This is a genomic window from Pseudarthrobacter sp. NPDC058362, assembly GCF_042723515.1.
Lineage (GTDB): Bacteria > Actinomycetota > Actinomycetes > Actinomycetales > Micrococcaceae > Arthrobacter.
The window spans coordinates 414,183-439,805 of the sequence record NZ_JBHXIW010000003.1; the positions used below are offsets into that span (position 1 = coordinate 414,183).

The 25,623-nt window shown below is 66.0% G+C and carries 24 protein-coding genes; 16 read left to right on the top strand and 8 right to left on the bottom strand.

Annotated features, from left to right (window positions below; genetic code table 11):
* The first annotated feature begins 22 nt into the window (after positions 1-22).
* The 16 genes from ACFWIX_RS09490 (at position 23) to ACFWIX_RS09565 (ending at position 18,472) form a co-directional block, all read left to right on the top strand.
* Positions 23-1,087 (top strand): tRNA (adenine-N1)-methyltransferase, encoded by a 1,065-nt coding sequence (locus ACFWIX_RS09490; RefSeq protein WP_377215869.1) that lies wholly within the window; start codon positions 23-25, stop codon positions 1,085-1,087.
* An 83-nt stretch (positions 1,088-1,170) separates the two neighbouring features.
* Entirely contained in the window at positions 1,171-2,922 is a 1,752-nt protein-coding gene (arc, locus tag ACFWIX_RS09495; RefSeq protein WP_377215870.1) for a proteasome ATPase, read from the top strand.
* A gap of 50 nt (positions 2,923-2,972) precedes the next feature.
* The gene (gene dop / locus ACFWIX_RS09500) at positions 2,973-4,592 is read left to right on the top strand and encodes a depupylase/deamidase Dop (protein WP_377215914.1); all 1,620 of its coding nucleotides are present in this window, start codon (positions 2,973-2,975) and stop codon (positions 4,590-4,592) included.
* Positions 4,593-4,675: 83 nt separating this feature from the next.
* Complete coding sequence (locus tag ACFWIX_RS09505) at positions 4,676-4,879, top strand: ubiquitin-like protein Pup (RefSeq protein WP_377215871.1); 204 nt, start codon at positions 4,676-4,678, stop codon at positions 4,877-4,879.
* An 86-nt stretch (positions 4,880-4,965) separates the two neighbouring features.
* Positions 4,966-5,784, top strand: a complete 819-nt coding sequence (gene prcB, locus ACFWIX_RS09510) for a proteasome subunit beta (RefSeq protein ID WP_377215872.1) — start codon at positions 4,966-4,968, stop codon at positions 5,782-5,784.
* Position 5,785: 1 nt separating this feature from the next.
* A complete protein-coding gene (gene prcA, locus ACFWIX_RS09515) occupies positions 5,786-6,505 on the top strand; it encodes a proteasome subunit alpha (protein ID WP_377215873.1) in 720 nt (239 codons plus the stop codon).
* On the top strand, positions 6,505-7,869 hold the full coding sequence (gene pafA / locus ACFWIX_RS09520; protein ID WP_377215874.1) for a Pup--protein ligase: 1,365 nt from the start codon (positions 6,505-6,507) through the stop codon (positions 7,867-7,869). Before prcA ends, pafA begins: the two co-directional genes overlap by 1 nt.
* Before the next feature lie 111 nt (positions 7,870-7,980).
* Complete coding sequence (locus ACFWIX_RS09525) at positions 7,981-8,907, top strand: FKBP-type peptidyl-prolyl cis-trans isomerase (protein WP_377215875.1); 927 nt, start codon at positions 7,981-7,983, stop codon at positions 8,905-8,907.
* Between the two features lie 66 nt (positions 8,908-8,973).
* Entirely contained in the window at positions 8,974-9,369 is a 396-nt protein-coding gene (locus ACFWIX_RS09530) for an FKBP-type peptidyl-prolyl cis-trans isomerase (RefSeq protein ID WP_066275847.1), read from the top strand.
* Between the two features lie 103 nt (positions 9,370-9,472).
* Complete coding sequence (locus ACFWIX_RS09535) at positions 9,473-11,467, top strand: helix-turn-helix transcriptional regulator (RefSeq protein WP_377215876.1); 1,995 nt, start codon at positions 9,473-9,475, stop codon at positions 11,465-11,467.
* Positions 11,468-11,477: 10 nt separating this feature from the next.
* On the top strand, positions 11,478-11,840 hold the full coding sequence (locus ACFWIX_RS09540; RefSeq protein WP_377215877.1) for a hypothetical protein: 363 nt from the start codon (positions 11,478-11,480) through the stop codon (positions 11,838-11,840).
* Between the two features lie 33 nt (positions 11,841-11,873).
* Positions 11,874-12,146, top strand: a complete 273-nt coding sequence (gene tatA / locus ACFWIX_RS09545) for a Sec-independent protein translocase subunit TatA (RefSeq protein ID WP_377215878.1) — start codon at positions 11,874-11,876, stop codon at positions 12,144-12,146.
* Between the two features lie 50 nt (positions 12,147-12,196).
* Positions 12,197-12,991 (top strand): twin-arginine translocase subunit TatC, encoded by a 795-nt coding sequence (gene tatC, locus ACFWIX_RS09550; RefSeq protein WP_377215915.1) that lies wholly within the window; start codon positions 12,197-12,199, stop codon positions 12,989-12,991.
* Between the two features lie 20 nt (positions 12,992-13,011).
* Positions 13,012-15,933 (top strand): DEAD/DEAH box helicase, encoded by a 2,922-nt coding sequence (locus ACFWIX_RS09555; protein WP_377215879.1) that lies wholly within the window; start codon positions 13,012-13,014, stop codon positions 15,931-15,933.
* 44 nt (positions 15,934-15,977) lie between these two features.
* Positions 15,978-17,630, top strand: a complete 1,653-nt coding sequence (locus ACFWIX_RS09560) for an amidohydrolase (protein WP_377215880.1) — start codon at positions 15,978-15,980, stop codon at positions 17,628-17,630.
* A gap of 101 nt (positions 17,631-17,731) precedes the next feature.
* A complete protein-coding gene (locus ACFWIX_RS09565; protein ID WP_377215881.1) occupies positions 17,732-18,472 on the top strand; it encodes a polyprenol monophosphomannose synthase in 741 nt (246 codons plus the stop codon).
* 109 nt (positions 18,473-18,581) lie between these two features.
* On the opposite strand, the gene ACFWIX_RS09570 is transcribed toward ACFWIX_RS09565, so the two are convergent.
* From ACFWIX_RS09570 to ACFWIX_RS09605, 8 genes are all read right to left on the bottom strand, one after another.
* A complete protein-coding gene (locus ACFWIX_RS09570) occupies positions 18,582-18,929 on the bottom strand; it encodes an RNA polymerase-binding protein RbpA (RefSeq protein ID WP_013600997.1) in 348 nt (115 codons plus the stop codon).
* A 257-nt stretch (positions 18,930-19,186) separates the two neighbouring features.
* Positions 19,187-20,149, bottom strand: coding sequence for an SPFH domain-containing protein (locus ACFWIX_RS09575; protein ID WP_377215882.1), 963 nt, complete (start codon positions 20,147-20,149; stop codon positions 19,187-19,189).
* Positions 20,150-20,206: 57 nt separating this feature from the next.
* Positions 20,207-20,680 carry an NfeD family protein gene (locus ACFWIX_RS09580; RefSeq protein ID WP_377215883.1) on the bottom strand — a complete coding sequence of 158 codons (474 nt, stop codon included), beginning with the start codon at positions 20,678-20,680 and terminating at the stop codon, positions 20,207-20,209.
* Between the two features lie 173 nt (positions 20,681-20,853).
* Positions 20,854-21,717 carry a methyltransferase domain-containing protein gene (locus ACFWIX_RS09585; RefSeq protein WP_377215884.1) on the bottom strand — a complete coding sequence of 288 codons (864 nt, stop codon included), beginning with the start codon at positions 21,715-21,717 and terminating at the stop codon, positions 20,854-20,856.
* Positions 21,710-22,408, bottom strand: coding sequence for a peptide deformylase (locus ACFWIX_RS09590; RefSeq protein ID WP_377215885.1), 699 nt, complete (start codon positions 22,406-22,408; stop codon positions 21,710-21,712). Before ACFWIX_RS09590 ends, ACFWIX_RS09585 begins: the two co-directional genes overlap by 8 nt.
* A 37-nt stretch (positions 22,409-22,445) precedes the next feature.
* On the bottom strand, positions 22,446-23,648 hold the full coding sequence (locus tag ACFWIX_RS09595) for an FAD-dependent oxidoreductase (protein WP_377215916.1): 1,203 nt from the start codon (positions 23,646-23,648) through the stop codon (positions 22,446-22,448).
* On the bottom strand, positions 23,614-24,303 hold the full coding sequence (locus ACFWIX_RS09600; RefSeq protein ID WP_377215886.1) for a class I SAM-dependent methyltransferase: 690 nt from the start codon (positions 24,301-24,303) through the stop codon (positions 23,614-23,616). The genes ACFWIX_RS09595 and ACFWIX_RS09600 overlap by 35 nt, the downstream gene beginning before the upstream one ends.
* A 2-nt stretch (positions 24,304-24,305) precedes the next feature.
* Positions 24,306-25,511, bottom strand: a complete 1,206-nt coding sequence (locus ACFWIX_RS09605; protein ID WP_377215887.1) for a type III polyketide synthase — start codon at positions 25,509-25,511, stop codon at positions 24,306-24,308.
* Positions 25,512-25,623 lie beyond the last annotated feature (112 nt).

A 25,623-nucleotide genomic window follows, 5' to 3' on the forward strand; every position in this document is an offset into this window, starting at 1 on the left:
GTTTATAGGAGCGAGGAACATCATGAGCAGCGAAACTGCCGTCAACGACGCCCACGGAGCAGCCCGGGCCGGTGCTGCCGGCGGCGCCTCGCAGCCGGTGGGGGCTGCCCGCCGCCGTGGCCCCTTCCGGGAAGGTGAGCGTGTCCAGTTGACCGATGAGCGCGGCCGGATGAACACCATCACGCTGGAACGTGGCGGAGCGTTCCACACCCACCGCGGTTTCCTGAACCACGACGACATCATTGGCAAAGTGGACGGCTCCGTGGTGGTCAACAACGTGGGCCAGCAGTATCAGACCCTGCGTCCGCTGCTGTCCGATTTTGTGCTGTCCATGCCGCGCGGCGCCGCCGTCGTCTACCCGAAGGACGCCGGCCAGATTGTCACGATGGCGGACATCTTTCCCGGCGCGCGCGTCGTGGAGGCGGGCGTCGGCTCCGGCGCTCTCTCCATTTCCCTGCTGCGGGCCGTAGGGGACAACGGTTATCTCCATTCCTTTGAGCGCCGGGAAGAGTTTGCTGACATCGCCCGGGGCAACGTGGAAACCATCTTCGGCGGGCCGCACCCTGCCTGGCAGGTATCGCTGGGCGACTTCCAGGAGGAAGTGGTCCGCAGCGAAGCACCCGGTTCAGTGGACCGCGTGGTCCTGGACATGCTGGCACCCTGGGAATGCCTGGACGCCGTGGCAACCGTGCTGGCTCCCGGCGGGGTCTGGATCAACTACGTGGCAACTGTTACCCAGCTTTCGCGCACCGCTGAGGCAATCCGCGCCGACGGCCGCTTCACTGAACCGGACGCCTGGGAGTCAATGGTTCGCGGCTGGCACCTGGAGGGACTGGCCGTCCGTCCCGACCACCGCATGGTGGCCCACACGGGCTTCCTGCTGGTGACCCGACGGCTGGCCGACGGCGTCACGGGCATTTCCGTGAAGCGCAGGCCCTCCAAGACGGAGTTCAACGAAGAGGACGTCAACGCCTGGACGCCCGGGGCCGTGGGGGAGCGTGCCGTCTCGGACAAGAAACTGCGCCGCGCAGCCCGGGACGCCATTGCCGGGACCAACGTCAAGGACGCACCCGAGATTACGAACTAGTCCACATTTCGGGAGTCACCCGTCCTGCCGGCCATCTTGGGACTAATGTCTTAAAGAGAACCGCAGGAAGGGGCTGATACATCATGGAGACGCCGAACCAGGACTCCGGACCTACACCGGCACATGAGTCTGCCGCCAATGAGCTCTCGGTCGCCGACCGGCAGATCAATATCCTCCGGGACAAGCTCAGGCACATCGACCGCCAGTTGGCGGCGGCAACGCAGAACAACTCCAAGCTGGTCACCATGCTGGAGACGGCGAAGGCGGAGATCCTCCGGCTCAAGAACGCCCTGGACCAGGAGGGGCAGCCGCCCTACAGCTTCGGCACCATCCTGCAGCTGAACCCGCGGCGGCAGCCGTCACCGGGTGCCAGCGGCCAGGCAGCCACTGAGGAGTCTGTCGACATCTTCAACGCTGGACGGAAGATGCGTGTGGGCATCAGCCCGCTGGTCAACATGAACCAGCTCTCAGTGGGTCAGGAAGTGCTGTTGAACGAGGCACTCCTCATCGTGGCGGGTCTCGGCTACGAACGTGCCGGCGAGCTGGCCACGCTGAAGGAGATGCTCGGACGGGACCGCGCGCTGGTGGTGGGCAGGGCCGATGAGGAACGCGTCGTGCGTCTCTCCGGCGCCCTCATGGCCGAACAGCTGCGGGTGGGGGATGCGCTTTCGGTCGATTCCCGCACAGGGTATGCCTTGGAAAAGGTGCCCCGTTCGGAAGTCGAGAACCTGGTGCTGGAGGAAGTCCCGGACATTACGTACGAGGACATTGGCGGCCTGGGCCCGCAGATAGAACAGATCCGGGACGCTGTGGAGCTGCCGTTCCTGCACCCCGGCCTCTACCGTGAGCACGGCCTCAAGGCGCCTAAGGGCATCCTGCTGTACGGGCCGCCGGGCTGCGGCAAGACGCTGATCGCCAAGGCAGTGGCCAACTCACTCGCCGCCCGCGCCGCGGAACGGTCCGGGAACGTGGACCTGAAGAGCTACTTCCTGAACATCAAGGGCCCGGAGCTGCTGGACAAGTACGTGGGCGAGACGGAACGCCACATCCGGCTGATTTTCGCCCGTGCCCGCGAGAAGGCATCCGACGGCAGCCCCGTCGTGGTGTTCTTCGACGAAATGGACTCCCTGTTCCGGACGCGGGGCACGGGCATCTCGTCCGACGTCGAGACCACCATCGTTCCCCAGCTCCTGAGCGAGATCGACGGCGTGGAGCGGCTGGACAACGTCATCGTGATTGGTGCGTCCAACCGGGAGGACATGATCGATCCCGCCATCCTGCGGCCCGGCCGCCTGGACGTGAAGGTCAAGATCCAGCGACCGGACGCGGAGGCTGCCGCCGACATCTTCAACAAATACATCACCACGGACCTCCCGTTCCATGAGTCGGACCTGGCCGAGCATCACGGGGATGTCCAGGCGACAGTTGACGCCATGGTCCAGCGCACGGTAGAGGCTATGTACTCCACGGACAAGTCCAATGAGTTCCTGGAGGTCACCTACGCCAACGGGGACACTGAGATGCTGTACTTCAAGGATTTCAACTCGGGTGCCGTGGTCCAGAACGTGGTGGACCGGGCCAAGAAATACGCCATCAAGGACCTGCTCACTACCAACCAGAAGGGCCTGCGAATCGAGCACCTGCTGCGGGCCGTCGTTGATGAGTTCCGCGAGCATGAGGACATGCCGAACACCACGAACCCGGACGACTGGGCCAGGATTTCCGGTAAGAAGGGCGAACGGATCACTTATATCCGAACCATCGTCCAGGGCAAGGCGGGCCAGGAGCCCGGCAAGTCCATTGAGACGATGCCGACTACCGGACAGTATCTGTGACGCCTGCGGTGGAGCCCGCCGGCGGGGAGGCCCTTCCCGCCGGCGGCGCCATGCGCGTGATGGGGGCCGAGACCGAGTATGGCATCCACGCACCGTCGGCACCATCTGCCAACGCCACCATGATGAGCGCCCGGGTGGTCCAGGCCTACGCCCAGGTAACCCGCCAGCGTGCTGCCGGGGGAGCGGAGACCCGCTGGGACTATACGGACGAGGAACCCCTCCATGATGCCCGCGGCTGGACCCTGGAGAGGTCTGCCGCCCATCCCAGCCAGCTGACGGACCAGCCACCGGTGCTTGACGCCGAAGCCGTGGCCCTCGCCTACGGCGCGGAGGACCTGGAACTCGACGGGGAGGACGAGTCCGGGACGCTGCTGATGAATATGGTTTTGGGCAACGGGGCACGCCTCTACGTCGACCACGCCCATCCTGAATATTCCAGTCCCGAGGTCACGAATCCCCGCGACGCCGTTGCCTGGGATGCCGCGGGGGACCTCGTGGGGCTCGCGGCGGTGCGCCGGCTGGCTGCAGACCCGGACCTGCCACCCGTGAATCTTTACAAGAACAACACGGACAACAAGTCGGTCTCCTACGGATCGCACGAGAACTACCTGATGCCCCGTTCGGTGCCTTTCGGCGAGATTGTGCGCGGCCTGACCCCGTTCTTCGTCAGCCGGCAGGTCATCTGCGGATCCGGCAGAGTGGGCATAGGCCAGGACAGTTCCGCCCCCGGCTATCAGATCAGCCAGCGGGCAGACTTCTTCGAAGCGGAAGTCGGGCTTGAAACTACCATCCGCAGGCCCATCATCAACACCCGTGACGAACCGCACGCCACCGCGGACAAGTACCGGCGGTTGCACGTGATCATCGGCGACGCCAACCTGAGCCAGGTGTCCAACTACCTCAAATTTGGCACCACCGCCATGGTACTTAGCCTGATCGAGGCAGGGCTCGCCCCCCGGATCGAGGTCCACGAACCGGTCGCGGCACTCCAGGCGGTCAGCCATGACACGTCGCTCACCACAAAAGTCCGCCTCTTGGACGGCCGGCGCGTCACCGCGCTGGATCTCCAGTGGATGTACCACGAGGCAGCAGCGAAACTCGCCCAGGACACCGGAGTGGGCGATGCCGCTTACGGTGACGGCCACACCCATGAGGTCCTGGAGCGTTGGGCCACAGTCCTCACCCAGCTGGACACGGACCGTCCGGCTGCAGCCGGCTCGGTGGAATGGGTGGCCAAGCTTTCCCTCCTCAACGGCTACCGCGACCGGGACGGACTGGCTTGGGATGACGCCCGGCTCGGACTGGTGGATCTCCAGTGGGCGGACCTAAGGCCCGAGAAGGGCCTCTACTATCGGTTCCTGGCCCGGGGCCGCATGCACAGAATTGTGGACGACGCCGGCATCGCAGCGGCGGTGTCCGAGCCGCCGCAGGATACGCGTGCCTTTTTCCGGGGCAAGTGTGTGAGCAGCTTCGGCAAGAACGTGGTGGGCGCGAGTTGGGATTCGGTCATCTTCGACGTGCCGGGGTCCGGACGCCTTCAGCGCGTACCCACCAGGGAGCCGCTGCGGGGAACCAAAGCACTGACCGGCCCGTTATTCCAACGCCACCGGGAAGCCGGCCCGTTCCTTGCGGAACTGCTGGGACACAAAACTTCTCCGCCTGCGGCGTAAACCGCTCCGCAGCGGCGGCACCGTGGCAGGATGGGCTTATCGCCGGATCCACAGGGCCCGGCAGGGAAGGAAAGAGGATAGAAATGGCAGGTCAGGAGCAGCAGCAGCCGCAACCGCGGGACAGCCAGGTGGAAGAGGAGCTCCCTGACGCCCCTCCCGCTCCGCCCGAGGCTCAGGCCTCGGCGTCGACGGAAGGCGTGGATGACCTCCTCGACGAAATCGATGGTGTCCTGGAGTCCAACGCCGAAGAATTCGTGCGGGCGTTCGTCCAAAAGGGCGGCCAGTAGAAGGTAACCCGGAGGTGGCGGAAGCCGCATCCTGCCGGGGACTGGACCGACCCTGAGTTGAACCACCACGTTCTAGGAGTGCATGAGTGCAGGAATCAACCGCCAACCAGGTAGCTGCGAACGCCACCTCGTCCTTCACTGAACACCTGCAGCGGGACCGCCCCGATCTTCTGCCGTACAACCGGAACATCCAGCATGGGACTCCGGCCGCAGCTCTGCAGGCGCCTCATGCCACCACCATCGTGGCCATGAGCTACGGCGGCGGCGTGCTGATGGCGGGGGACCGGCGCGCTACCATGGGCAACATCATTGCCAGCAGGCACATTGAGAAGGTGTTTCCCGCAGACCACTATTCTGTCCTGGGCATCGCGGGAACTGCCGGCATCGCCATCGACCTGACCCGCCTCTTCCAGGTGGAGCTGGAGCACTACGAAAAAATTGAGGGCACCCAGCTCAGCCTCGAGGGTAAAGCGAACAGGCTGGGCGCCATGATCCGCGGGAACCTGCCCATGGCCCTGCAAGGCCTCGCTGTTGTACCGCTTTTTGCCGGCTTCGACACCGGCGCGGGCGTCGGGCGGCTGTTCTCCTACGACGTCACCGGGGGCCGCTATGAGGAACACGAGCATCATACGGTGGGATCCGGTTCCGTCTTCGCCCGCGGCGCCCTGAAGAAACTGTGGCGGCCCAACCTCAGCGAAGAGGAAGCAGTGGCCATAGCGGTGGAGTCCCTCTTCGACGCGGCCGACGACGATTCGGCCACGGGCGGTCCGGACACCGTCCGCCAGCTCTGGCCCGTGGTGTACACCGTTGATGCCACCGGCGCTCGGCGTGTACCCGAGGATCGGCTTGCCGCGGCGGCACGGCATGTGATCGAAGTACGGACCATCGCCGGACGGGAGGCCTAGGATGACGCAGCAGTTCTACGTTTCTCCCGAGCAGCTGATGAAGGACCGGGCCGATTTTGCCCGGAAGGGAATCGCCCGCGGCCGGTCTGTGGTGGTCATCAGCTGCGCCGACGGAATTGCGCTTGTGGCGGAGAATCCTTCCCCGTCCCTGCATAAGATCGGCGAGATTTATGACAAGATCGCTTTCGCTGCGGTGGGAAAGTACAACGAATTCGAGAGCCTGCGCCAGGCCGGCGTCCGCTACGCCGACGTCCGCGGCTACTCCTATGACCGCGAGGATGTCACCGCGCGCGGCCTGGCCAGCGTCTACGCCCAAAGCCTGGGCGCCGTCTTCACCGCCGAGCAGAAACCTTTCGAAGTGGAGCTTGCGGTCGCTGAGGTAGGCCGGACCCAGGCCGAGGACCACCTCTACCGGCTGACCTTTGACGGTTCCATTGCCGACGAACACAGCTTTGTGGTGATGGGCGGCCAGGCCGAGAAGGTTTCCGCCGCCATCGAGGGCGGCTGGCAGGCATCCCTGAACTTTGCCGGCGCTGTTCGTCTGGCTATGTCCGGCCTGGCCGTGGCCACGGAGTCCGAAGAGCCTACGGCCCCTGTCCCGTCCCGTGCCCTTGAGGTTGCCGTCCTGGACAGGCTCTCGGAAACGGCCCGGGGCACCCGGCGCGCGTTCCGGCGGCTCAACGACGCGGACATGACGGCACTGCTGGACCGGGAGGACTGATGGACAAGCGGATTTTTGGCATCGAAACCGAGTTCGGAATCTCCTATTCCAGCCCGGATTCCCGGCCCCTCGCCCCTGAGGAAGTGGCGCGTTATCTCTTCCGCAAGGTGGTCAGCTGGGGGCGTTCGTCCAACGTCTTCCTCACCAACGGCTCGCGACTCTACTTGGATGTCGGCTCGCACCCTGAATACGCGACGGCGGAATGCGACGACCTCGCCCAGCTGATTGCCCACGACCGGGCCGGCGAACTCATCCTGGACGACCTCGTGGACGAGGCCCAGGCCCGCTTGGCGGCCGAGGGTTTCAACGGCACCGTCTACCTCTTCAAGAACAACACGGATTCGGCCGGCAACTCGTACGGCAGCCATGAGAACTACTTGATCCCGAGGCGCGGCGAGTTTTCCAGGCTCGCCGAAATCCTGATTCCGTTCCTGGTGACCCGCCAGCTCATTGCCGGGGCCGGCAAAATCCTCAAGACCCCGCACGGCGCCACCTATGCCTTCTCCCAGCGCGCAGACCACATCTGGGAGGGCGTATCCTCAGCCACCACCCGGTCGCGCCCGATCATCAACACCCGGGACGAACCGCATGCGGACGCTGAGTTTTACCGCCGCCTGCACGTTATCGTTGGCGACTCCAACATGTCCGAAACCACGGCCCTCATGAAGGTGGGCACCGTGGACCTGGTGCTGCGCATGATCGAGGCCGGTGTCATCATGCGGGACATGCGGATGGAAAACCCTATCCGGAGCATCCGCGAGATCTCCCACGACCTCAGCGGCAGGGCGCTCGTCCGGCTCGCTAACGGCCGGCAGCTGACCGCCCTCGAAATCCAGCAGGAGTACCTCTCTAAAGTCACGGCCTTCGTCCACGACCATGGCGCACACAATCCGCACGTGCCGCTGATCCTGGATCTGTGGGAACGGACCTTGAAAGCGATTGAATCCGGCGACACCCGCGGCATCGAAACCGAAATCGACTGGGCCATCAAGAAGAAACTGATGGACTCCTACCGGGAACGCCATGGGCTCGGGCTTGACGCACCCCGCATTGCCCAGCTGGACCTGACCTACCACGACATTTCCCGCTCACGCGGCCTGTACTACCTGCTGCAGTCGCGGGGCGCTGTACGGCGGATCGTCGACGATACCATCATCAAGGACGCTGTCGATGCCCCGCCCCAGACCACGCGTGCCAAGCTCCGTGGAGACTTCGTCCGCCGTGCGCAGGAACTGGGCCGGGACTACACGGTGGACTGGGTGCACTTGAAGCTTAACGACCGGGCACACCAGACCATCCTGTGCAAGGATCCCTTCCGCAGCGTGGATGAACGCGTGGATGCGCTCCTGGAGACTATGGGCTGACTCCCAGCTTGAGGGGCTATTCTGGACAGGGCCGTTTTGCCGGCCCGTGGCGACGCTGTCCGCCTTCCGCGGACCTGTTGCATCCATCCTGCCCCGACGAAAGTTTTTTACGTGCGCCGACTACTAGCAATCCTTCTCCCCGGCCTGCTGATGCTCACCGCCTGCAGCGGTACGGCATCCGAGCCGGAGCCCAGCAGCCAATCTGCCGGGGAGACTGCAAAGTTCGACTCCCTCAAACTGACCGACAACGGGGACAAGAAGGCCCCCGGCGTCGAGTTCGATAAGCCCCTGGAAGTCACAGAGCCCACCGTCAAGGTGGTGGCCGAAGGCAGCGGTGACACCCTCAAGGCGAACCAGGTGGCGAACATCTCCATCCTCGCGCTGAACGGTACCGACGGCAGCACCCTGGAGGATACCTTCCCGAACGATCCGGAACCGCTGGAGCTGAACGAGGAGCTCAAGACCGGAAGCGCCGTCATCTACAACGCCTTTGTCGGCGCCAAGGTCGGCTCCAGCCTGGCCCTCGCGGTTCCGGGCCAGGCCGGCGCGGAAGGCGCCCAGGCGCAGCCCACGCAGCTGCTGGTCATCAAGGTCCTTTCGGCCAAGGACGTCGCCCCGGCCCTCGAAAAGCCTGAAGGTGAACCCGTAACCCCGCCGGCCGGCCTGCCCACCGTCACCGAAAAGGACGGGGTCCCGGAGATTTCGGTGAAAGGTGCATCCGTTCCCAAGAAGCTGGTGGCGCAGGACCTCATCAAGGGCAAGGGAGCCGTGGTCAAAGCCACCGACACCCTGACCGTCAACTACGTAGGCGTGAACCTCGAAGGCGGTGAGAAGTTCGATTCGAGCTTTGACCGCGGCGAACCGGCATCCTTCGCGCTGAACCAGGTCATCAAGGGCTGGACCCAGGGACTGGCCGGCAAGACGGTTGGGTCGCGCGTGCTGCTGGTGGTCCCCAAGGACCTCGCATACGGCGACGCCGGCCAGGGCAAGGCAAAGGGAGACCTGGTCTTCGTAGTGGACATCCTCGGCGCCAAGTAGCAAGACTGGTACAAGCGCGGCCTCTGGCCGCGATGCCGAAGCACAGAACCAGGAAAAGGAGCAAGCATGTCATTTGGACAGCGCGAATTCGACCGCCAGAAGCCCGAGATCGATTTCCCGGAAGGCGACGTCCCCACGGAGCTCGTCATCACCGACCTGATTGAAGGTGACGGTCGCGAAGCCAAAGCGGGAGACACTGTGTCCACTCACTACGTGGGCGTTGCCTGGTCCACCGGCGAAGAGTTTGACGCCTCGTGGGGCCGCGGCGCGCCGCTGGACTTCCGCGTGGGCGTAGGCCAGGTCATCCAAGGCTGGGACCAGGGCCTCCTCGGCATGAAGGTCGGCGGCCGCCGCCGTCTGGAAATCCCGTCCGAGCTGGCTTACGGCTCCCGTGGCGCCGGGGGAGCTATCGCTCCCAACGAAGCCCTGATCTTCGTGGTGGACCTGGTGGGCGTACGCTAAAGTCCCCTGCGGTCCGGCAGAGCGCGACAGCGCCAGGCGACATCGTCGCCCGGCGCTGTCGCGCTTCCTGCGTTCCGGGCCCGGGTTTAGTAACGTAGCGACCGTGCCCGTATCGCGTACCGAACGACTCCTGAACCTCCTGATAGCGCTCCTGAACACCCGCTACGGCCTCGGCCGCAGCGAACTGCGCGATAAGGTCTACCACGACACCTCCGACAACGACGTGGCTTTTGCCCGGATGTTCGAACGGGACAAAAACGACCTCCGCCGGATGGGTTTCGAAGTGGAGACTCTGACCGACGCCGGCTGGGCAGAGGACGACAGCACCACCACGCGTTACCGCATCGGCAAGGAATCCAACCGGCTGCCGGAAGTCCAGTTTGGACCCGAGGAATGGACAGTCCTCCTGCTGGCGTCCCAGCTCTGGGAGCGCGCGGCGCTGGGCACTGCCGCGCGTAGCGCAGTCCGGAAACTTCAGTCGTCCGGAAGCCTGGCCGCCGTCGAGCTTCCCGCAGGCGTGCAACCGCGCATCAAGCCCGCCGGCCAGGCGTTCGACGACCTGGTCGCCGCCATGCACGCCCGGCACCCCGTGACGTTCACCTACCTGGCAGGAAGCACCGGCAGGGAAGAGGTCCGTACCGTCGAGCCGTGGGGCCTGGGCAGCCGGTTCGGCCAGTGGTACCTCATGGGATTCGACCGCGCCCGCAAATCGGTCAGGCACTTCCGGCTGTCCCGCTTCACCAGCGCCGTCACTACGCTGGACAGGGACAGCTACTCCCCGCCCGCCGGTTTCAACATCCGCGAAGAGCTGGACCGCCTGCCCGAACTGCCGCTCCGCACCGCCGTCGTACGCGTCAGGAAGGGCCGCCTGCTGGCTCTGCGCCGGCGTGCTGAGCAGCGCGGCGGCACTGCGCCCGCAGCAGATGGGGCAGCTGACGACGGCGGCTACGACACTCTTCGCCTCCCGTTCCGGGATCCTGAGGTGCTCGCCGAAGAAATCGCTTCGTACGGTCCTGATGCGGTTGCGGTTGAGCCTGAAGAGCTTGTTGAGGCTGTCCGGCGGCGCCTGCGCGCTGCATCGGAATTCAGCGCTGCGCCGAAACCACGGTACGAGTTCCCGGGAACCGGACCCCGCGGCACCCGCAAGGGAACCTCAGAGGACCAGCTGCAGCGGATGCTCCAGCTGGTGCCGTTCCTGGTCCATAACCAGGGCCTGCGCATCGAAGAGGTCGCCGCCCACTTCGGGATCAGCCGCCGGCAACTGGAGAACGACCTCCACATCCTTATCTGCTCCGGCCTTCCAGGCGGCTATCCGGACGACCTGCTGGATATCCAGTGGGAGGACGGGCGCGTCTATATCAGCCAGGACCTTGACCTCACCAGGCCAGTGCGGTTTACAACGGAGGAGGCGTCCGCCCTGCTGACGGGGGTTGAGACCCTGCGAGGCCTGCCGGGCGTGGCCGACGGAGGGGCGCTGGAAGCGGTGGCACTGAAGCTTAGTGCGGCAGCCGGCGACGTGGGACGCCGGGCTGCCGCACTGTCCGGCCCCACGGTCGCCCCGGCAGCCATGGCTGTCCATGACACCGTCCGCGACGCCATCGCCGGACGCCGCCAGCTGCGGCTGACCTACCTTTCACCGCAGCGGGACAGCCTGACCGTCCGCGACGTTGATCCGATCCGGCTCTATTCCCAGGATGATGTCTGGTACTTCGAAGCGTATTGCCACCTGGTCCAGGGCATCCGCAATTTTCGGCTGGACCGGGTAGAGGAACTGGTGCCGAATGGCCGCGGGGCTTCCGCCGCGGCCGCGGGCGCCGGGGGAGTGCCGGAAAGGCTCTTCACCCCGAACGACGGCGACACCACGGTCACTGTGCAGCTGACCCGGCAGGGCAGGGGGCTCGCGGAGGACTATTACGCCGAGCGGGTGGCGGAATTGCCGGACGGCGGAATGGTGGCGGACATCCGTTTCGGCAACACGGCCTGGCTGCCAATGTTCGTGGCCCAGCACGGCGGAACGGCCAGGATACTCGCGCCAACCGGGCTCGGCGACGCGGCCCGGCACTGGCTCGCGGACGCGCTGGCCAAATACGAAGGCTAGACTTTTCAGCATGCCTTGGTGGTCGTGGATATTGATCTGGGTGTCCCTCGTGGCGCTGGCCCTGCTGTTCTATGTCCTGCTGGGCATCCGCCTGTTCCGCCAGTTCATGGCCACTATGGCGGACCTTGGCGCGGCAGGGGAGCAGTTGGGCAGGCTGGGGCCACTCGATTCTGCCGCCCGCGACGCTGCGACGAAGGCGGCCAATGCACGCTTGGCTCTTCCCGGTTCCGCCGTTTTTGCCTCCCCTGCCGCAATGCGACATGATTACGAGGCATCCAAGGCCGTCCGCAGCGAACAACGGCGCCGCCGCAGAGTGCAGCGCAAAGCGGACCGCGGCCAGCCCCAACGGCTTGGAGATCTGGACCTCACCTAGAGGTAGGATGTATGCAGACGAAAGGATTTAGACATGAGGCTTGAAGGCTGGCACCTGATCATCATCATCGTTTTGGCGCTTGTTCTCTTTGCAGCGCCCAAACTGCCCGGAATGGCCCGCAGCCTGGGGCAGTCCATGCGCATCTTCAAATCCGAAGTCCGTGAGATGAAGAAAGAGGGCACGGCCGAGGACACCTCCGGGCAAACCGGTCCCGGTCCGGTAGAGGGCAGGGTTGTCAACCACCCTCAGTCGAACCCGGGCGGTCCCGTGGACGGCACTGACGTTCCGCCCTCGTCCCGCGCCTGACACCCCACGTGGCCATAGCTATGGGGCGGCAGGCAAACCCCGAAGGCCGCATGCCGCTGGTGGACCACCTGCGGGAGCTGCGGAACAGGCTGTTTAAGTCCGCCATCGGCGTCATCCTCGGCACGGTTGCGGGATTCATCCTGTACCAGCCCATGCTTGCGGCCCTCATCAAGCCGATCACGGATCTCAATGAAAAAGAAGGCCGGCTGGCGAGCCTGAACTTCGACGGTGTGGCGAGCTCCTTCGATCTCATGATCCAGATCTCCGTGTTCATGGGCCTCATACTGGCCAGCCCGGTCTGGCTATACCAGCTCTGGGCCTTCATTGTTCCTGGTCTGCACAAGAAGGAACGCCGCATGGCACTCGGCTTCGTGGCGGCCGCCGTTCCCCTGTTCGTCGGCGGCGTGGTGCTCGCCTGGCTGGTGCTGCCCAACGCGGTGCGGGTCCTGACCGACTTCACCCCGGCCGGAGCGTCGAACTTCATCACCGCACAGGTGTACCTGTCGTTCGTGACCCGCCTGATGCTGGCCTTCGGCATTGCTTTCCTCCTGCCCGTCGTCCTGTTCGGGCTCAACGTGGCCGGTCTGCTCCGCGGCGCCCAGCTGGTGAAGAGTTGGCGCATCACGGTGTTCCTGGTGTGCCTGTTCGCTGCAATGGCGGCTCCCGGTGCGGATGCCATGAGCATGTTCTACCTTGCCATTCCCATGCTGGCGTTGTTCTTCCTGGCCGTGGTGCTGTGCCTGATGAACGACAAACGGCGGGACCGGCGCACGGCTAAACGCGCCGAGGAAACCGAAGCGTCGGCCAACATCGCCACACCAAGCAGCGAGCTTAAGAACCTCTAAGCTCCCAGTAGGCTTGGGGTATGTCCTCCAACACCGGGCCGTTTTCTTCAGGGCCCCAGCCCGGCGGTCCCAGCGATCCCGAAGAACTGTCACCTGCCGAAAGATACCGTGCCAGCGCAGAGCGCAGGGCTGAGGCGGCCACTTACCTGGGTTCCTTTATCCGGACACTGGACTTTGAGCTCGATGACTTCCAGCGGCAGGCATGCCGCTCCCTCCAGGAGGGCAGGGGCGTCCTGGTTGCTGCGCCCACCGGGGCCGGTAAGACCATCGTGGGCGAGTTCGCCATCTACCTTGCCCTGCAGCGCGGCCTCAAGGCCTTCTACACCACGCCCATCAAAGCCCTTAGCAACCAAAAGTTCAGCGAACTGGGCGAGAGATACGGTGCCGAAAACGTCGGGCTCCTCACCGGCGATACCAGCATCAACGGGGACGCGCCCGTCGTCGTGATGACCACCGAGGTCCTGCGCAACATGCTCTACGCGGACTCCGAAACACTGTTCGACCTCGGCTACGTGGTCATGGACGAGGTGCATTACCTTGCGGACCGGTTCCGCGGCGCCGTGTGGGAAGAGGTCATCATCCACCTTCCCAGCGAGGTGCAGGTCGTTTCACTCAGCGCCACCGTCTCCAACGCCGAGGAGTTCGGCGCCTGGCTGGATACCGTGCGGGGAGATACGGACATCATCGTCTCCGAACACCGCCCGGTGCCGCTGTGGCAGCACGTCATGGTGGGCCGCCGGATCATGGACCTGTTCGCCGGCGAAACCACCTTCGACGAAATCGCGCCGCCGTTGGACGAGGAGCGCACCGGGTCCGCCAGGGAACTTCCCTCCAGCCGCGGCTTCGACGTCAACCCGGACCTCCTGGCTGTAGCCCGCAGCGAGGTCCAGCAGGGTTTCCGGAGCAGGCCGGGCAGGCGGGACCAGCGGGGCCGCCGCGGCAGCGAACGGCCAGCCCCCCGCGGCCAGGAAGGCTCCGCCGTGAGGCGGGCAAGCCGGCCGCAGGTCATTGCCAGCCTGGACCGGATGGACCTGCTGCCCGCCATCACGTTCATCTTCTCCCGGGCCGGCTGCGACGCTGCCGTGGCGCAATGCGTAGCCTCGGGCCTGTGGCTGACCAGCGAAAAGGAACAGCGCATCATCGCCCAGCGGGTGGACGAGGCAGCCCTGGAGATTCCTTCCGATGATCTGGATGTCCTGGGTTTCTGGAGCTGGCGCGACGGCCTACTCCGTGGATTTGCTGCCCACCACGCGGGTATGCTGCCGACGTTCAAGGAAGTCGTGGAAAAGCTTTTCGTCGACGGCCTGGTCAAGGCCGTCTTCGCAACGGAAACGCTTGCCCTCGGAGTCAACATGCCCGCCCGCTCGGTAGTCCTGGAGAAGCTGGACAAGTTCAACGGCGAATCCCACGTGGACATCACGGCGGGGGAGTACACGCAGCTTACGGGACGCGCCGGGCGGCGGGGCATCGACGTCGAAGGCCACGCCGTGGTCCTCTGGCAGCCGGGAACCGACCCCACCGCGGTGGCAGGGCTCGCCTCCCGGCGGACGTATCCGCTGAACTCCAGCTTCCGCCCCACGTACAACATGAGCATCAACCTCCTGGCTCAGTTCGGCCGGGCCCGCGCGCGGGAGATCCTTGAGTCCTCGTTCGCCCAGTTCCAGGCGGACCGTTCCGTGGTGGGACTTGCCCGCCAGGTGCGGAGCCGGGAGGAGTCCCTGGCCGGTTATGCCAAGTCCATGACCTGCCACTTGGGGGATTTCACCGAGTACGCCCGGCTTCGCCGGGAGCTCTCCGACGCGGAAAATGCCGGCTCCCGGTCCATGTCCCGCGCACAGAAGTCCATTAGTGCCGATTCGCTGGCGCGGCTGCTTCCCGGGGACGTCGTCAACGTACCCGGTGGCCGGGTGCCGGGACCGGCCGTGGTGCTCAGCTCAGACCACGGCAGCCGTGATCCGCGGCCAGCCATCCTTACCCTGGACAGCCAGCTGCGCAGGATCGGTACCGATGACCTTGAAGGGCCCATCACGCCGGTGACTCGCATCCGCATCCCCAAAGCCTTCAACGCCAAAGTGCCGAAATCCCGGAGGGACCTTGCGTCGTCCGCACGGAACGCGCTCCGCGAAAACAGGCCGCCGTCGCCCGGGAACAACCGAAGCAACGACTTCGGCCGGGCGGCAGCATCGCCCAACCAGGAAAAGCGGATCACCGAGCTGCGCCGCGCCCTGAGGGCGCATCCCTGCCACGGGTGCAGCGAACGGGAGGACCACGCCCGCTGGGCGGAGCGTTGGTGGAAACTGCGGCGCGAGACCGACGGGCTGGTCCGCCAGATCCAGGGCCGGACCAACACCATCGCCAAGACCTTCGACCGGGTCTGCGATGTCCTCTCCGCCTACGGGTATCTGGCACCGGCCGGCGACGGTGGGCTGGTGATCAGCCCTGACGGCCAGCGGCTGCGCCGGATCTACGGCGAGAAAGACCTGCTGATTTCGCAGTCCCTCCGGCTGGGCGCATTCGATGACCTCGATGCCGCCGAGGTGGCCGCCCTTGCCAGCGTCCTGGTCTACCAGGCCAAGCGCGAGGACCGGGGTTTGCGCCCGCGGATGCCGAGCGTTTCACTGGAAACATCCGTCGACATCGTGGTGAGGGAATGGTCTGCTCTGGAGGACGTGGAGGAGGAGAACAAGCTTCCGCTCACGGGGGAGCCCGAGCTAGGGCTGGTGTGGCCCGTGTACAAGTGGGCCCGCGGCCGCCACCTCCAGGACGTGCTGAGCGGCACGGACCTGGCAGCCGGCGATTTCGTCCGCTGGGTAAAACAGGTGGTGGACCTCCTTGACCAGCTGGCCAAGATCCCGGGCCTGGATCCCCGCTTGGCCCGGCTGTGCGGTGACGCCATCGCACTGATCCGGCGCGGCGTCGTCGCTTATTCATCTGTTCTCTAACCCCGCCGGCCAACGGGCCGGCGCGTAGCCAGGAGCCTTTCCTTATGACCCACCCGGAGTCTGATTCCCGCCGTGCCCCGGTCCTGTACCGTAACGGATCCGTTTACTCGGCTGCCGACCCCTTTGCCACAGCGATGCTGGTGGATGGGGATACCGTCGCGTGGGTGGGTTCGGAGCAGGCCGCGTCCTCCATTGTGGACAGTTCCATGGACGTGATCGATCTGCAGGGAGCGCTTGTTGCTCCGGGCTTTGTCGACTCCCACGTGCACCTGACCGAGACAGGCATTGCCCTGGCGTCCCTTCAGCTCGGGACCGTGCGTTCCGCGCGTGAGTTGCTGGACGCCGTCGCGGCCGCTCCTGGAGAAGGTCCTGTCCTGGGCCACGGATGGGACGAGACCACCTGGGTCGATGCCACCCTCCCTGAGGCGGCAGAGCTGGAGCGGGCTGCCCGCGGCCGGCAGGTCTACCTTGCCCGGGTGGACGTGCATTCGGCCCTCGTGTCGGGCTCCCTCGCCAGCGCAGCGGGGCTCGCCGCGCTGGAAGGGTACGACGGCGGCGCGAGGGTATCGCGCGACGCGCACTCGGCCGCCCGGCGGGCCACGCGCAAATTGCCGGAGGAAGTGCTGCGCCGCCACCAGGAGCGGGCCCTGTCCGAGGCTGCGGCCAACGGATACGTGGCGGTGGCTGAAATGGGTGCACCACACATCGGCGGCGAAGCGGACTTGCGCGTAGCGGCTGCCTGGAATGGAACACACGCGGCAGGTCCCGGAGCGTACCCGGAGGTCCTCCCGTACTGGGGCGAACTTGCCACCTCGGAAGAACACGCCAGGGAGCTGGCCGCGCAATTCGGCGGCACTGTCCACGGACTCGCCGGGGACCTGAACATCGACGGGTCCATTGGTTCGCGGACCGCAGCATTGCGGGACGGATATTCCGACGCGCCCGGGGAACGCGGGAGTCTCTACCTGACGGTGGAGGAAGCTGCGGCCCACCTGGCGGCGTGCTCGCTCGCGGGTCTCCAAGGCGGCTTCCACGTCATTGGCGACGCCGGCCTCGACGCCGCCCTGACGGCGCTGGACCTTGCCGCCGCTGAGGTGGGTGAACAACGCATCCGTGCTGCTGGGCACCGGTTTGAACACGTCGAGATGATCGATGCCGGCGCCGTGCAGAAGCTGGCCCACTATGCGGTGACGGTCAGTGCCCAGCCGGCCTTCGATGCGGTATGGGGAGGCCCGGGAGGACTCTACGGCAAAAGACTGGGGGAGCGGAGCCGCGGCATGAACCCGTTCGCCACGCTCTACTCCGCCGGCGTTCCCGTCTGCTTCGGCAGCGACAGCCCGGTGACCCCGTTGCGGCCCTGGTCCAGTGTCCGCGCCTGCCTGGAGCACCATACGGATACCGAACGGATTTCCGCCCGCGCCGCGTTTCTGGGACACACCCGTGCCGGCTGGCGGGCTGCCAGGTACCGCAACCCCATGGCCGGGCAGCTTGTCCCGGGAGCCCCGGCAAGTTTCGCCGTCTGGGAGGTTGAAGAGCTCATGGTGCAGGTGGCCGACGGCCGGGTGCAGTCCTGGAGCACCGACCCCAGGGCCCGCACTCCGCTCCTTCCTGCCCTGGATACGGGCACGGATCCGGTGTGTCTCCAGACCGTCCGGGACGGAGCGGAATTGTTCGCCAGCCCTGTGCTCCGGGCGTGACCACGGATCATCAAACCGCCGCCCTATAATGGATAGTTGCGCCTGCCGGTCATGCCTTGACGGCCAGGCGCTCCGACCGCTCCCACCCGGAAAGGCCCTCAGTGCGCGTCCTTACCATCATCCCCACCTACAACGAGCTGGAATCACTGCCCAAGACGCTGAAGCGGCTCCGGGACGCAGTGCCGGCATCGGATGTCCTGGTGGTTGACGACAACAGCCCTGACGGTACCGGCAAGCTGGCAGACACCTTCGCAGCCGAGGACGCCCAAGTCCATGTTCTTCACCGCAAAGGCAAGGAAGGCCTCGGGGCCGCCTACATCGCAGGGTTCAAGTGGGGCCTGGACGCCGGCTACGACATTCTGGTCGAAATGGACGCCGACGGCTCCCACCAGCCGGAACAACTGCCCCAGCTCCTCGAAGCCATTGAGCAGGGCGCGGACCTGGCCATGGGCTCCCGTTGGGTGCCCGGCGGCAGCGTGGTGAACTGGCCGCTGTACCGCCAGGCCATCTCCCGCGTTGGCAGCACCTACGCACGGCTCATGCTTGGCCTGAAGATCAAGGACGTCACGGGCGGCTACCGCGCATTCCGCCGCACCACGCTGGAAAAACTGAACCTGGCTGAGGTGGACTCTGTGGGCTACGGCTTCCAGGTGGACCTCGCCTGGCGTGTGGCCAAGCTGGGCCTGCGGATCGAGGAGCGGCCCATCACCTTTGTCGAGCGCGAGCTGGGTGCCTCCAAGATGAGCGGCAACATCGTTGTCGAGGCAATGATTAACGTCACCAAGTGGGGCCTGCTGGCCCGCTGGAACACCCTGACCCGCCGGAAGGCCACCCGCCCCTAAGGGTCCGGCAGCCGAAACGGATCTGAACACCGAAGGGGGCGGCCGCTGCAGTTGCAGCGGCCGCCCCCTTTTGCGTTACGGCATAAGAGGCCGGTGGTGCAGCTGGGTCCTAGGCGCTGCGCCGTTCTCCGCGGCGTTCGCGCAGGATGGTCAGCCGGTCCTCGAGGATCTGCTCGAGCTCGGGCAGGGAGCGGCGTTCCAGGAGCATGTCCCAGTGCGTCCGGACAGCCTTGTCGTTGCTGGTATCAGGACGTTCGCCGTCAACCAGGAGGGCTTCCTTGCCGGTCTTGGAAACCCACACCGGAGGAATCTCTGCCTCGGAGGAGAAGGTGACAAACACCTGCTCGCCGTCCTCGCAACGGTATTCAACGCGCTGGCGCGGAGCCGGCTCAACTCCGGACTCGGTCTCCATGCTCTGCGCACCAAGGCGCATGCCCCGCAGGCTGCGATCGCTCATGATTTCTCCCTCTGGTCGGTTCGCGGAGCAGGACTCCGCGGAAGCCGGCGGCACCGTGGCATCACCGGACTATCGTTTGCGCTTTGCTGCATCATAAGATTCAACGCATCGCCAAGCTCTCTTGTTCCGGCAGATTTGCTCAAGCCGGACAAATACCCCATTATACGGGCGCAGAGGGCTGCGCGGCAAAAACCGGAGGGTCCCTAGGAGGGTCCTCCGGCCTTGTTCGGCCCGGTTAGCCCAGGGTTCCGGTGCGCCTAGGGTTCGGCCCGGTCCGCCACGGGATCCACCGGAGGAGTGCCCGCTTCATCGAACAGGCCGCCTGAGGCGTCCGGACTGGTCCCGCCCAACGCGTTCCCGATTCCCTTGAGCGCCTCGCCCACTTCGCTGGGAATGATCCAGAGTTTGTTCGCCGACCCTTCGGCCAGCTTGGGCAACGTCTGCAGGTATTGGTAGGCCAGCAGCTTCTGGTCGGGGTTTCCCCGGTGGATGGCATCGAAGACCTTCTGGATGGCCTGCGCTTCACCGTCCGCCCGCAGGATGGCGGCCTTGGCGTCACCCTCGGCCGCGAGGATGGAGGCCTGGCGCTGGCCTTCGGCGGTGAGGATGGCCGACTGCTTGGTGCCTTCGGCGGTCAGGATGGCTGCCCGGCGGTCGCGCTCGGCACGCATCTGCTTTTCCATCGAGTCCTGGATGGAGTGCGGCGGGTCGATGGCCTTGAGCTCCACCCGCGAGACCCGGATGCCCCATCGGCCGGTGGCCTCGTCGAGAACACCGCGAAGCTGCCCGTTGATCTGGTCTCGGGAGGTGAGGGCCTGCTCGAGGTTCAGGCCGCCCACCACGTTTCGCAGGGTGGTTGTGGTGAGCTGTTCCACGGCCTGGATGTAGTTGGCGATTTCGTAGGTGGCCGCCCGCGCATCGGTGACCTGGAAGTAGACCACGGTGTCGATGGATACCACCAGGTTGTCCTCGGTGATCACCGGCTGGGGCGGAAAGGAGACAACCTGCTCGCGCAGGTCCAGAAGGGGGAGGAGCCGATCCACGAACGGGATGAGGATGGTCAGTCCCGGGTTTAGCGTGCGCTGGTACTTGCCCAGCCGCTCCACCACGCCCGCCCTGGCCTGCGGAATGATCCGTACCGAACGGACCAGGACAATAATCACAAAGACGATCAGGACCGCGAGGACTATGGTCAGCGCGGCACCTCCGGCGATATCCATCTATTCCCTCTTCCCCAATCAGTTGTGGCTGTAGCGGTACCGGCTGCGCCGGGGTGGTCAGGCGGCGCCCGCAGGCGGCGGTTCGACGGCGTCGGCTGACACGACTGCTGTGGCTCCCTCGATCGCGGACACGACGACGCGCTGCCCCGCCGGCAGGATTCCCGAGGCGGTGCGCGCAGTCCAGACGTCGCCCCCGATCTTGACCAGGCCGCCGTCGGACGTTACCGCTTCCATCACCACGGCGTGCTCGCCGATAAGCCGGTCGATGTTGCTGCGCTGGGTAGCCGGCCCCTTCTTAAGGTGCGCCAGGGCGACGGGCCGCACAAATCCGATCATCAGCAGTGAAACCACGCAAAAGGCGACAATCTGCAGCCAAAGGTCAGCGCCGGCGAAATCCGCCACGAGTGCAGCGAGGGCGCCGCCTCCCAGCATGATGAAAAAGAGGTCCAGCGTGATCATTTCGACCACAGCAAAGGCAAGGAAGGCGGTGAGCCACAACGCCCACCAGTTTTCGCCCAACCACTCGAACACTTCGTGCCCCCTTCGCAGCACGGCAACCGCGCGCGCGGTGCCGCCCGTGCCTGTCTTCCCATCGTAGGCGTGGCGGGTGCACTGTGGGCAGGATCATACGGTCGGCAGCCTTACCGTGTCCAACTCGTTATCCGCAAGACCGCAGTGGGCCGACACGTGCCCGGTAAGCACCGTCAACGAACCGCGAATACCGTTACCTGGAACCGTGCGCCCGTCTGGAGGGGTTCCGGCACGCCGGCAAGACGCGCCTCCACGCTCTCCCTGTCCGAATGGTGTCCGGCCGGACCCATGAGCGCCAGGTCGGCAGCGTCCCGGCGGGAGAGCTCCAGCGGAATATCCACGGGGGCCGCACTGTGGGTATCGAAATGTTCGGCCATGGCCTGCCCCAGTCGGTCCTCCTTGCTTTCTTCAATCCCCAACATGCCGGTCAGGTCCGCGACGATGTTGAGATGGCCGGGGCGCGGGGTCACCACGACGAGGCGGCCGCCGGGTCTCAGGACGCGTGCGAACTCGGCCGGGTTGCGGGGAGCGAAGACGACGGTGACGGCGTCGACTGAATCGTCGGCGAGCGGCAGCGGCCGCCACACGTCCCACACCACGTTGAGGGCTTCCGGATTCAGGCGCGCAGCGCGGCGCAGCGCGAACTTCGAAATGTCCAGGCCCAGCGCGGCGGCCGGCCTTCCCGCCGCTGCCGAAGCATCAAGTACGGCCCGCAGGTAGTGGCCGGTTCCCGTTCCCGAGTCAAGGACAGCCGGGTGCTCACCCAGGGAAGGCACGACGGCGGCTGCCACCGCCCGGGCGAGCGGCAGGTAATGCCCGCGGGACAGGAAGTTGACGCGTGCTTCCACCATCGCGGCGGAGTCCGGTTCGAAGGGAGTGCCTTTGCCCACCAGGAAGTTGAAGTAGCCCTGCCGGGCTGCGTCGAAGCTGTGGCCCGATGCGCAGGAAAGCGTTCGCGCTGCGGCTGCCCCGACGCCCGCCCGGCTGAGGGGACCGCAACACACCGGGCACAGCAGCGGCAGGGCAGCGTCAGGCATCGGGATGCTCCCCCGGGACACTGATTCCTGCAGGGGTGGCGTCGAAGCCCAGCCCTTCCTGTGCCTTGCCGGTACCGGCCTCGGCCCAGTGCGCGGCGTACTCGGCATTGGTGCTCAGGGATCGGAGTTGCGCGCGGTCAAGGTAAAGGATTCCATTGAGATGGTCCGTCTCATGCTGCACAATGCGGGCCTGCCAGCCCGAGAACTCCCGGCGCTGCGCCGCGCCGTCGGGCGCCTGGAACTCCAGCACCACCGACTCCGGACGAGCCACCACGGCCTGGAGACCGTTGAGCGAGAGGCAGCCTTCATAGAACGCCGCCGTGGTGGGCCCGGCGGGGCCGTACCGCGGATTCAGGATGGCCAGGAATTCCAGCGGGCTTCGTCGCCGCAGCGTGGCGGCCTCCGGATCGACGTCGAACTGGTCCTCGAGCACCGCAAGCTGGAGGGGGATGCCCAGCTGGGGTGCCGCAAGACCGACGCCGGGGGCCTCGTGCATCACCTGCCGCATGAGACCGATTAACCGTTCCAGCCGGTCCCGTGACAACTGGCCGTCGAAGGCGGCGGCCCGCTGGCGCAGGGCCGGATGGCCGGCCTGCACAATGGGCGGCAGGGTGCCGGCGTCGAGGATCCGGTCCACCAGGTCGCTGATTTCCGCGGCGCCCAGTGGCGTCCGCGGAGGGGTATGGGTCATGGACCCAGCCTATCGGCCGGCCGGCAGTCCTGGGCCGTTAAGCCGGCCCGCTGGTATCCGACTGCATCGTGAAGCGGCGGGCCACCCATCTGTTGACCGTTGGAACTGCCGCGGCGGCGCCGACGGCGGCATTGCGCGCGGTGAGCAGGGGAGCGGGCAGGGGGCGGCCCAGCAGCATGTTAATTTCAGCTTGGCGCCTGGCCACGAGTGCTGCCCGGTGCCGCGCACGCCCGTAGTCCCGCAGTTCCCCCGCCGGATAGGGGCCGGCCAGGATGCGCGGCATCAGCGGCGCCAGGGAGGCGGCATCCAGCCAGCCCAGGTTCATTCCCTGGCCGCCGATGGGGCTGATCTCGTGCGCGGCGTCCCCCAGCAGGACGGCCCGGCCGCGCACGGAGTCCCGGGCAATCGCGGAGCGGACACTGAAGGCGCTCAGCATGGTGTTCGTCGCCGGAGCCGGATTGATCCCGGTCCGCTGGCGCACCAGCCTGCCCAGCTCAGTCGCATCCGCGTTGCCTGCGGGCGCCGGCAACCGCACCACCCAGCGCCGCAGATGGCCGGGCAGGGGAAAGGACTCCACGATTCCGTCCGGTTCGAGGAACAGGACCGCCCGCTCCGCGTCCAGGTCCCCGGCCGCGAAGTCTCCCATCAGGTAGTGGTCCGGGTAGTTCCGCCTGACCACGGCCGGGCCGAAATAGTCCCGCAAACCGGACCGGGCGCCGTCCGCGGCGACCAGGACCCCGGCGGTGAGTACGGCTGGGGGTGTCCCGCCCGTGGTGTAACGGACCGTGAAGGTGACCGCGCCGTCGTCGTCCGCTACTCCTGTAACCTTCGCGCCCCGCACGATGGCCCCGGAGTCGAGGGCGAGGACCCGTTCCTCCAGGATCTCCTCTGTCCGGAACTGCGGGAGCGCCAGGATGAAGGGAAAATCTTCCGCGACGCCACCAAAGTCCATTCTGCCCACCACCCGCCCCCGGCTCATGGCCAAGCCGGAACGGATCGGGACGCCGTCCCGCACCATCGCCGAAGCGGCCCCGGCCAGGGCCAGCGCGCGCAGTGCCGGGGGATGGATCCCGATGGCCCGCGAGTGACGTTCGCGGGTGCGGCGCTGTTCATACACCCGGACGCTGAGCCCTTGCTGCAGGAGCAGGACAGCCAGGTACAGCCCGACAGGGCCGCCCCCGGCAATGGCGACATCCGGCCTGGCTTCAGGCACGGCGCACGAGCGCGTGGTGAAAGGCAGCGGTGCGGGCCACCGCCCAGCCCGGCGGCGCTGCCGCGGTGAGTTCGGCCGGTGTATAGCTCCGGCGGATGGATGTCAGCCCGTCTGCCCGGATGAACGAGTGCCTGAACGGCAGCGCCGCCACGCTGAACAGTGCGTAGGCGGCAGGACTGCGGCGAAGGTCATTGTGGAGGCAGAGGCGGGTGGCGAGGGTTTCCGTGTCCTCCAGCAGCTGGTGGAGCTGGGCCGGGCTGAGATGGTGGAGGACATGGTTGGAGACCACCAGGTCGTAGCGCCTGCCCTCAGCAACCAGGTCGGAGCTGTGCGCCTGGCGGAATTCCACGCCACTCACCGGGGGGCGTTGGACGGCAAAAGCAATGGCCCGGGGATCAGGGTCGATCCCGGTGATCCGAAGGTCGAAAGCGTCGCTTCGTGCCCATCGGCGCAGGGTGACGGCGAGGTCTCCGCCGCCGGACCCGACGTCCAGAAGCGTTGCCGTGCCGGTCGGGGCGAGGAGCGGACGCACTTCACGGACGTAGAGCCGGCGCCATCCCGACACCACGCGATTAACCACGCCGAACTGGCGGTACGTGTTTTCCAGGCGGGCGGGATCGCAGTCCGGCCGGTCCATGAGCTCTTCCGCCGCTGCCGCCCGCCGCCGCATCAGGAGTGGCATGCTCAGCCCACCGGCACTTGCGCCCGGCCGGGCTCTGACACGCCTGTTGCGACGTCCGGCTGCTGCCGCAGCTTGGTGAAAAGCCCTGTCTCCACGGTCAGTCCGGGTCCGAAGGCCATCGAGCAGATCCGCTCGCCGGCGTCTTTCTGACCGGAGTCTGTTACAGGCGGCTGCGCCAGGATGTGTTTGAGGACGAAGAGGACCGTTGCGCTGCTCATGTTGCCATAATTGCGCAGTGTTTCCCGGGCAGGGACCAACTGGGTGTCCGTGAGCTCCAGGCGAGACTGGACTTTGTCCAGGATGCTCCGGCCACCGGGGTGGATCGCCCAGTGGGGGATGGAGGCGTAGGGGAGGGGCTCGAGTTCCGGGTCCCGCGCCAGCAGGGGCCGGAGGGCGCCGATGATGTGGTCATCGATGATATGCGGCACGTAATTACCCAGGATCATCTCGAACCCGTGGTCGCCGATGTTCCAGGCCATGGAGTCCTCTCCGACGGGCGTGAGGACTGTCTCGAAGTGGTCCAGCTGGAGCAGGGCTGATTCCCGCGTGCCGGGACGGGCGGTGATGACCGCCGCTGCGGCACCATCGGCAAAGAGTGCCGATCCCATGATGGTGTCCGGATCATTGGAGGTGCGCACGTGCAGGGAGCAGAGTTCCGCGCAGACCACCAGGACGACGGCGTTGGGGTCCGCCTCGCAGAAGTGTTTAGCCGCCCGAAGGGCGGGAAAGGCCGCATAGCAGCCCATGAATCCAAGATGGTAACGCTGCACGGCGGGGTCCAAGCCAAGCTCTCTGACGATCTTGTAGTCAGGCCCGGGGTTGAAAAAGCCCGTGCAGGAGACGGTGACGAGATGAGTTATGTCAAGTAAATTGAGGTCTGGACACGCATTCACCGCAGCGCGCGCGGCCTGGACGAAGAGTCTGGTGGCCTCGCGGCCGAAGATCTCGTTGCGGACTTTGGTGCTCGGGTTCAGGAGCAGGCCCGTGGCCGCGTCGAAGAACTGTGGATCGTCAGCGCCGTGATCCATCGTCAGCTCATCGACGGCCGTATACCGGGTATCGATCGCGGCGGAATCGAAGCACGTGCTGACCAGCCTGGAGCCAAGCCGTGTCAGGCCCGGCTGTGCTGCGAACACGTCGCGGGCCTCGGACTGGATGAGCTTCGTTGGTGGAACTGCGGTTTCGAGGGCTTGCACGTAGACCGTCATCAACTCATTCTTAGCGAGGCCGGACGTTTAGACAATGGCCTGACCTGCCCGTTTGCCATCTCATGCGGCTCAGGGAACGCCTGTCCGACACCACTTGGAAAACGCCGATAAT

Bases quoted from the DNA above. Each gene is read 5' to 3' on its own strand.
- ACFWIX_RS09490 (WP_377215869.1), top strand. From the start codon at position 23: ATGAGCAGCGAAACTGCCGTCAACGACGCCCACGGAGCAGCCCGGGCC.
- arc (WP_377215870.1), top strand. From the start codon at position 1,171: ATGGAGACGCCGAACCAGGACTCCGGACCTACACCGGCACATGAGTCT.
- dop (WP_377215914.1), top strand. From the start codon at position 2,973: ATGCGCGTGATGGGGGCCGAGACCGAGTATGGCATCCACGCACCGTCG.
- ACFWIX_RS09505 (WP_377215871.1), top strand. From the start codon at position 4,676: ATGGCAGGTCAGGAGCAGCAGCAGCCGCAACCGCGGGACAGCCAGGTG.
- prcA (WP_377215873.1), top strand. From the start codon at position 5,786: ATGACGCAGCAGTTCTACGTTTCTCCCGAGCAGCTGATGAAGGACCGG.
- pafA (WP_377215874.1), top strand. From the start codon at position 6,505: ATGGACAAGCGGATTTTTGGCATCGAAACCGAGTTCGGAATCTCCTAT.
- ACFWIX_RS09530 (WP_066275847.1), top strand. From the start codon at position 8,974: ATGTCATTTGGACAGCGCGAATTCGACCGCCAGAAGCCCGAGATCGAT.
- ACFWIX_RS09540 (WP_377215877.1), top strand. From the start codon at position 11,478: ATGCCTTGGTGGTCGTGGATATTGATCTGGGTGTCCCTCGTGGCGCTG.
- tatA (WP_377215878.1), top strand. From the start codon at position 11,874: ATGAGGCTTGAAGGCTGGCACCTGATCATCATCATCGTTTTGGCGCTT.
- tatC (WP_377215915.1), top strand. From the start codon at position 12,197: ATGCCGCTGGTGGACCACCTGCGGGAGCTGCGGAACAGGCTGTTTAAG.
- ACFWIX_RS09555 (WP_377215879.1), top strand. From the start codon at position 13,012: ATGTCCTCCAACACCGGGCCGTTTTCTTCAGGGCCCCAGCCCGGCGGT.
- ACFWIX_RS09560 (WP_377215880.1), top strand. From the start codon at position 15,978: ATGACCCACCCGGAGTCTGATTCCCGCCGTGCCCCGGTCCTGTACCGT.
- ACFWIX_RS09570 (WP_013600997.1), bottom strand. From the start codon at position 18,929: ATGAGCGATCGCAGCCTGCGGGGCATGCGCCTTGGTGCGCAGAGCATG.
- ACFWIX_RS09575 (WP_377215882.1), bottom strand. From the start codon at position 20,149: ATGGATATCGCCGGAGGTGCCGCGCTGACCATAGTCCTCGCGGTCCTG.
- ACFWIX_RS09585 (WP_377215884.1), bottom strand. From the start codon at position 21,717: ATGCCTGACGCTGCCCTGCCGCTGCTGTGCCCGGTGTGTTGCGGTCCC.
- ACFWIX_RS09590 (WP_377215885.1), bottom strand. From the start codon at position 22,408: ATGACCCATACCCCTCCGCGGACGCCACTGGGCGCCGCGGAAATCAGC.
- ACFWIX_RS09600 (WP_377215886.1), bottom strand. From the start codon at position 24,303: ATGCCACTCCTGATGCGGCGGCGGGCGGCAGCGGCGGAAGAGCTCATG.
- ACFWIX_RS09605 (WP_377215887.1), bottom strand. From the start codon at position 25,511: ATGACGGTCTACGTGCAAGCCCTCGAAACCGCAGTTCCACCAACGAAG.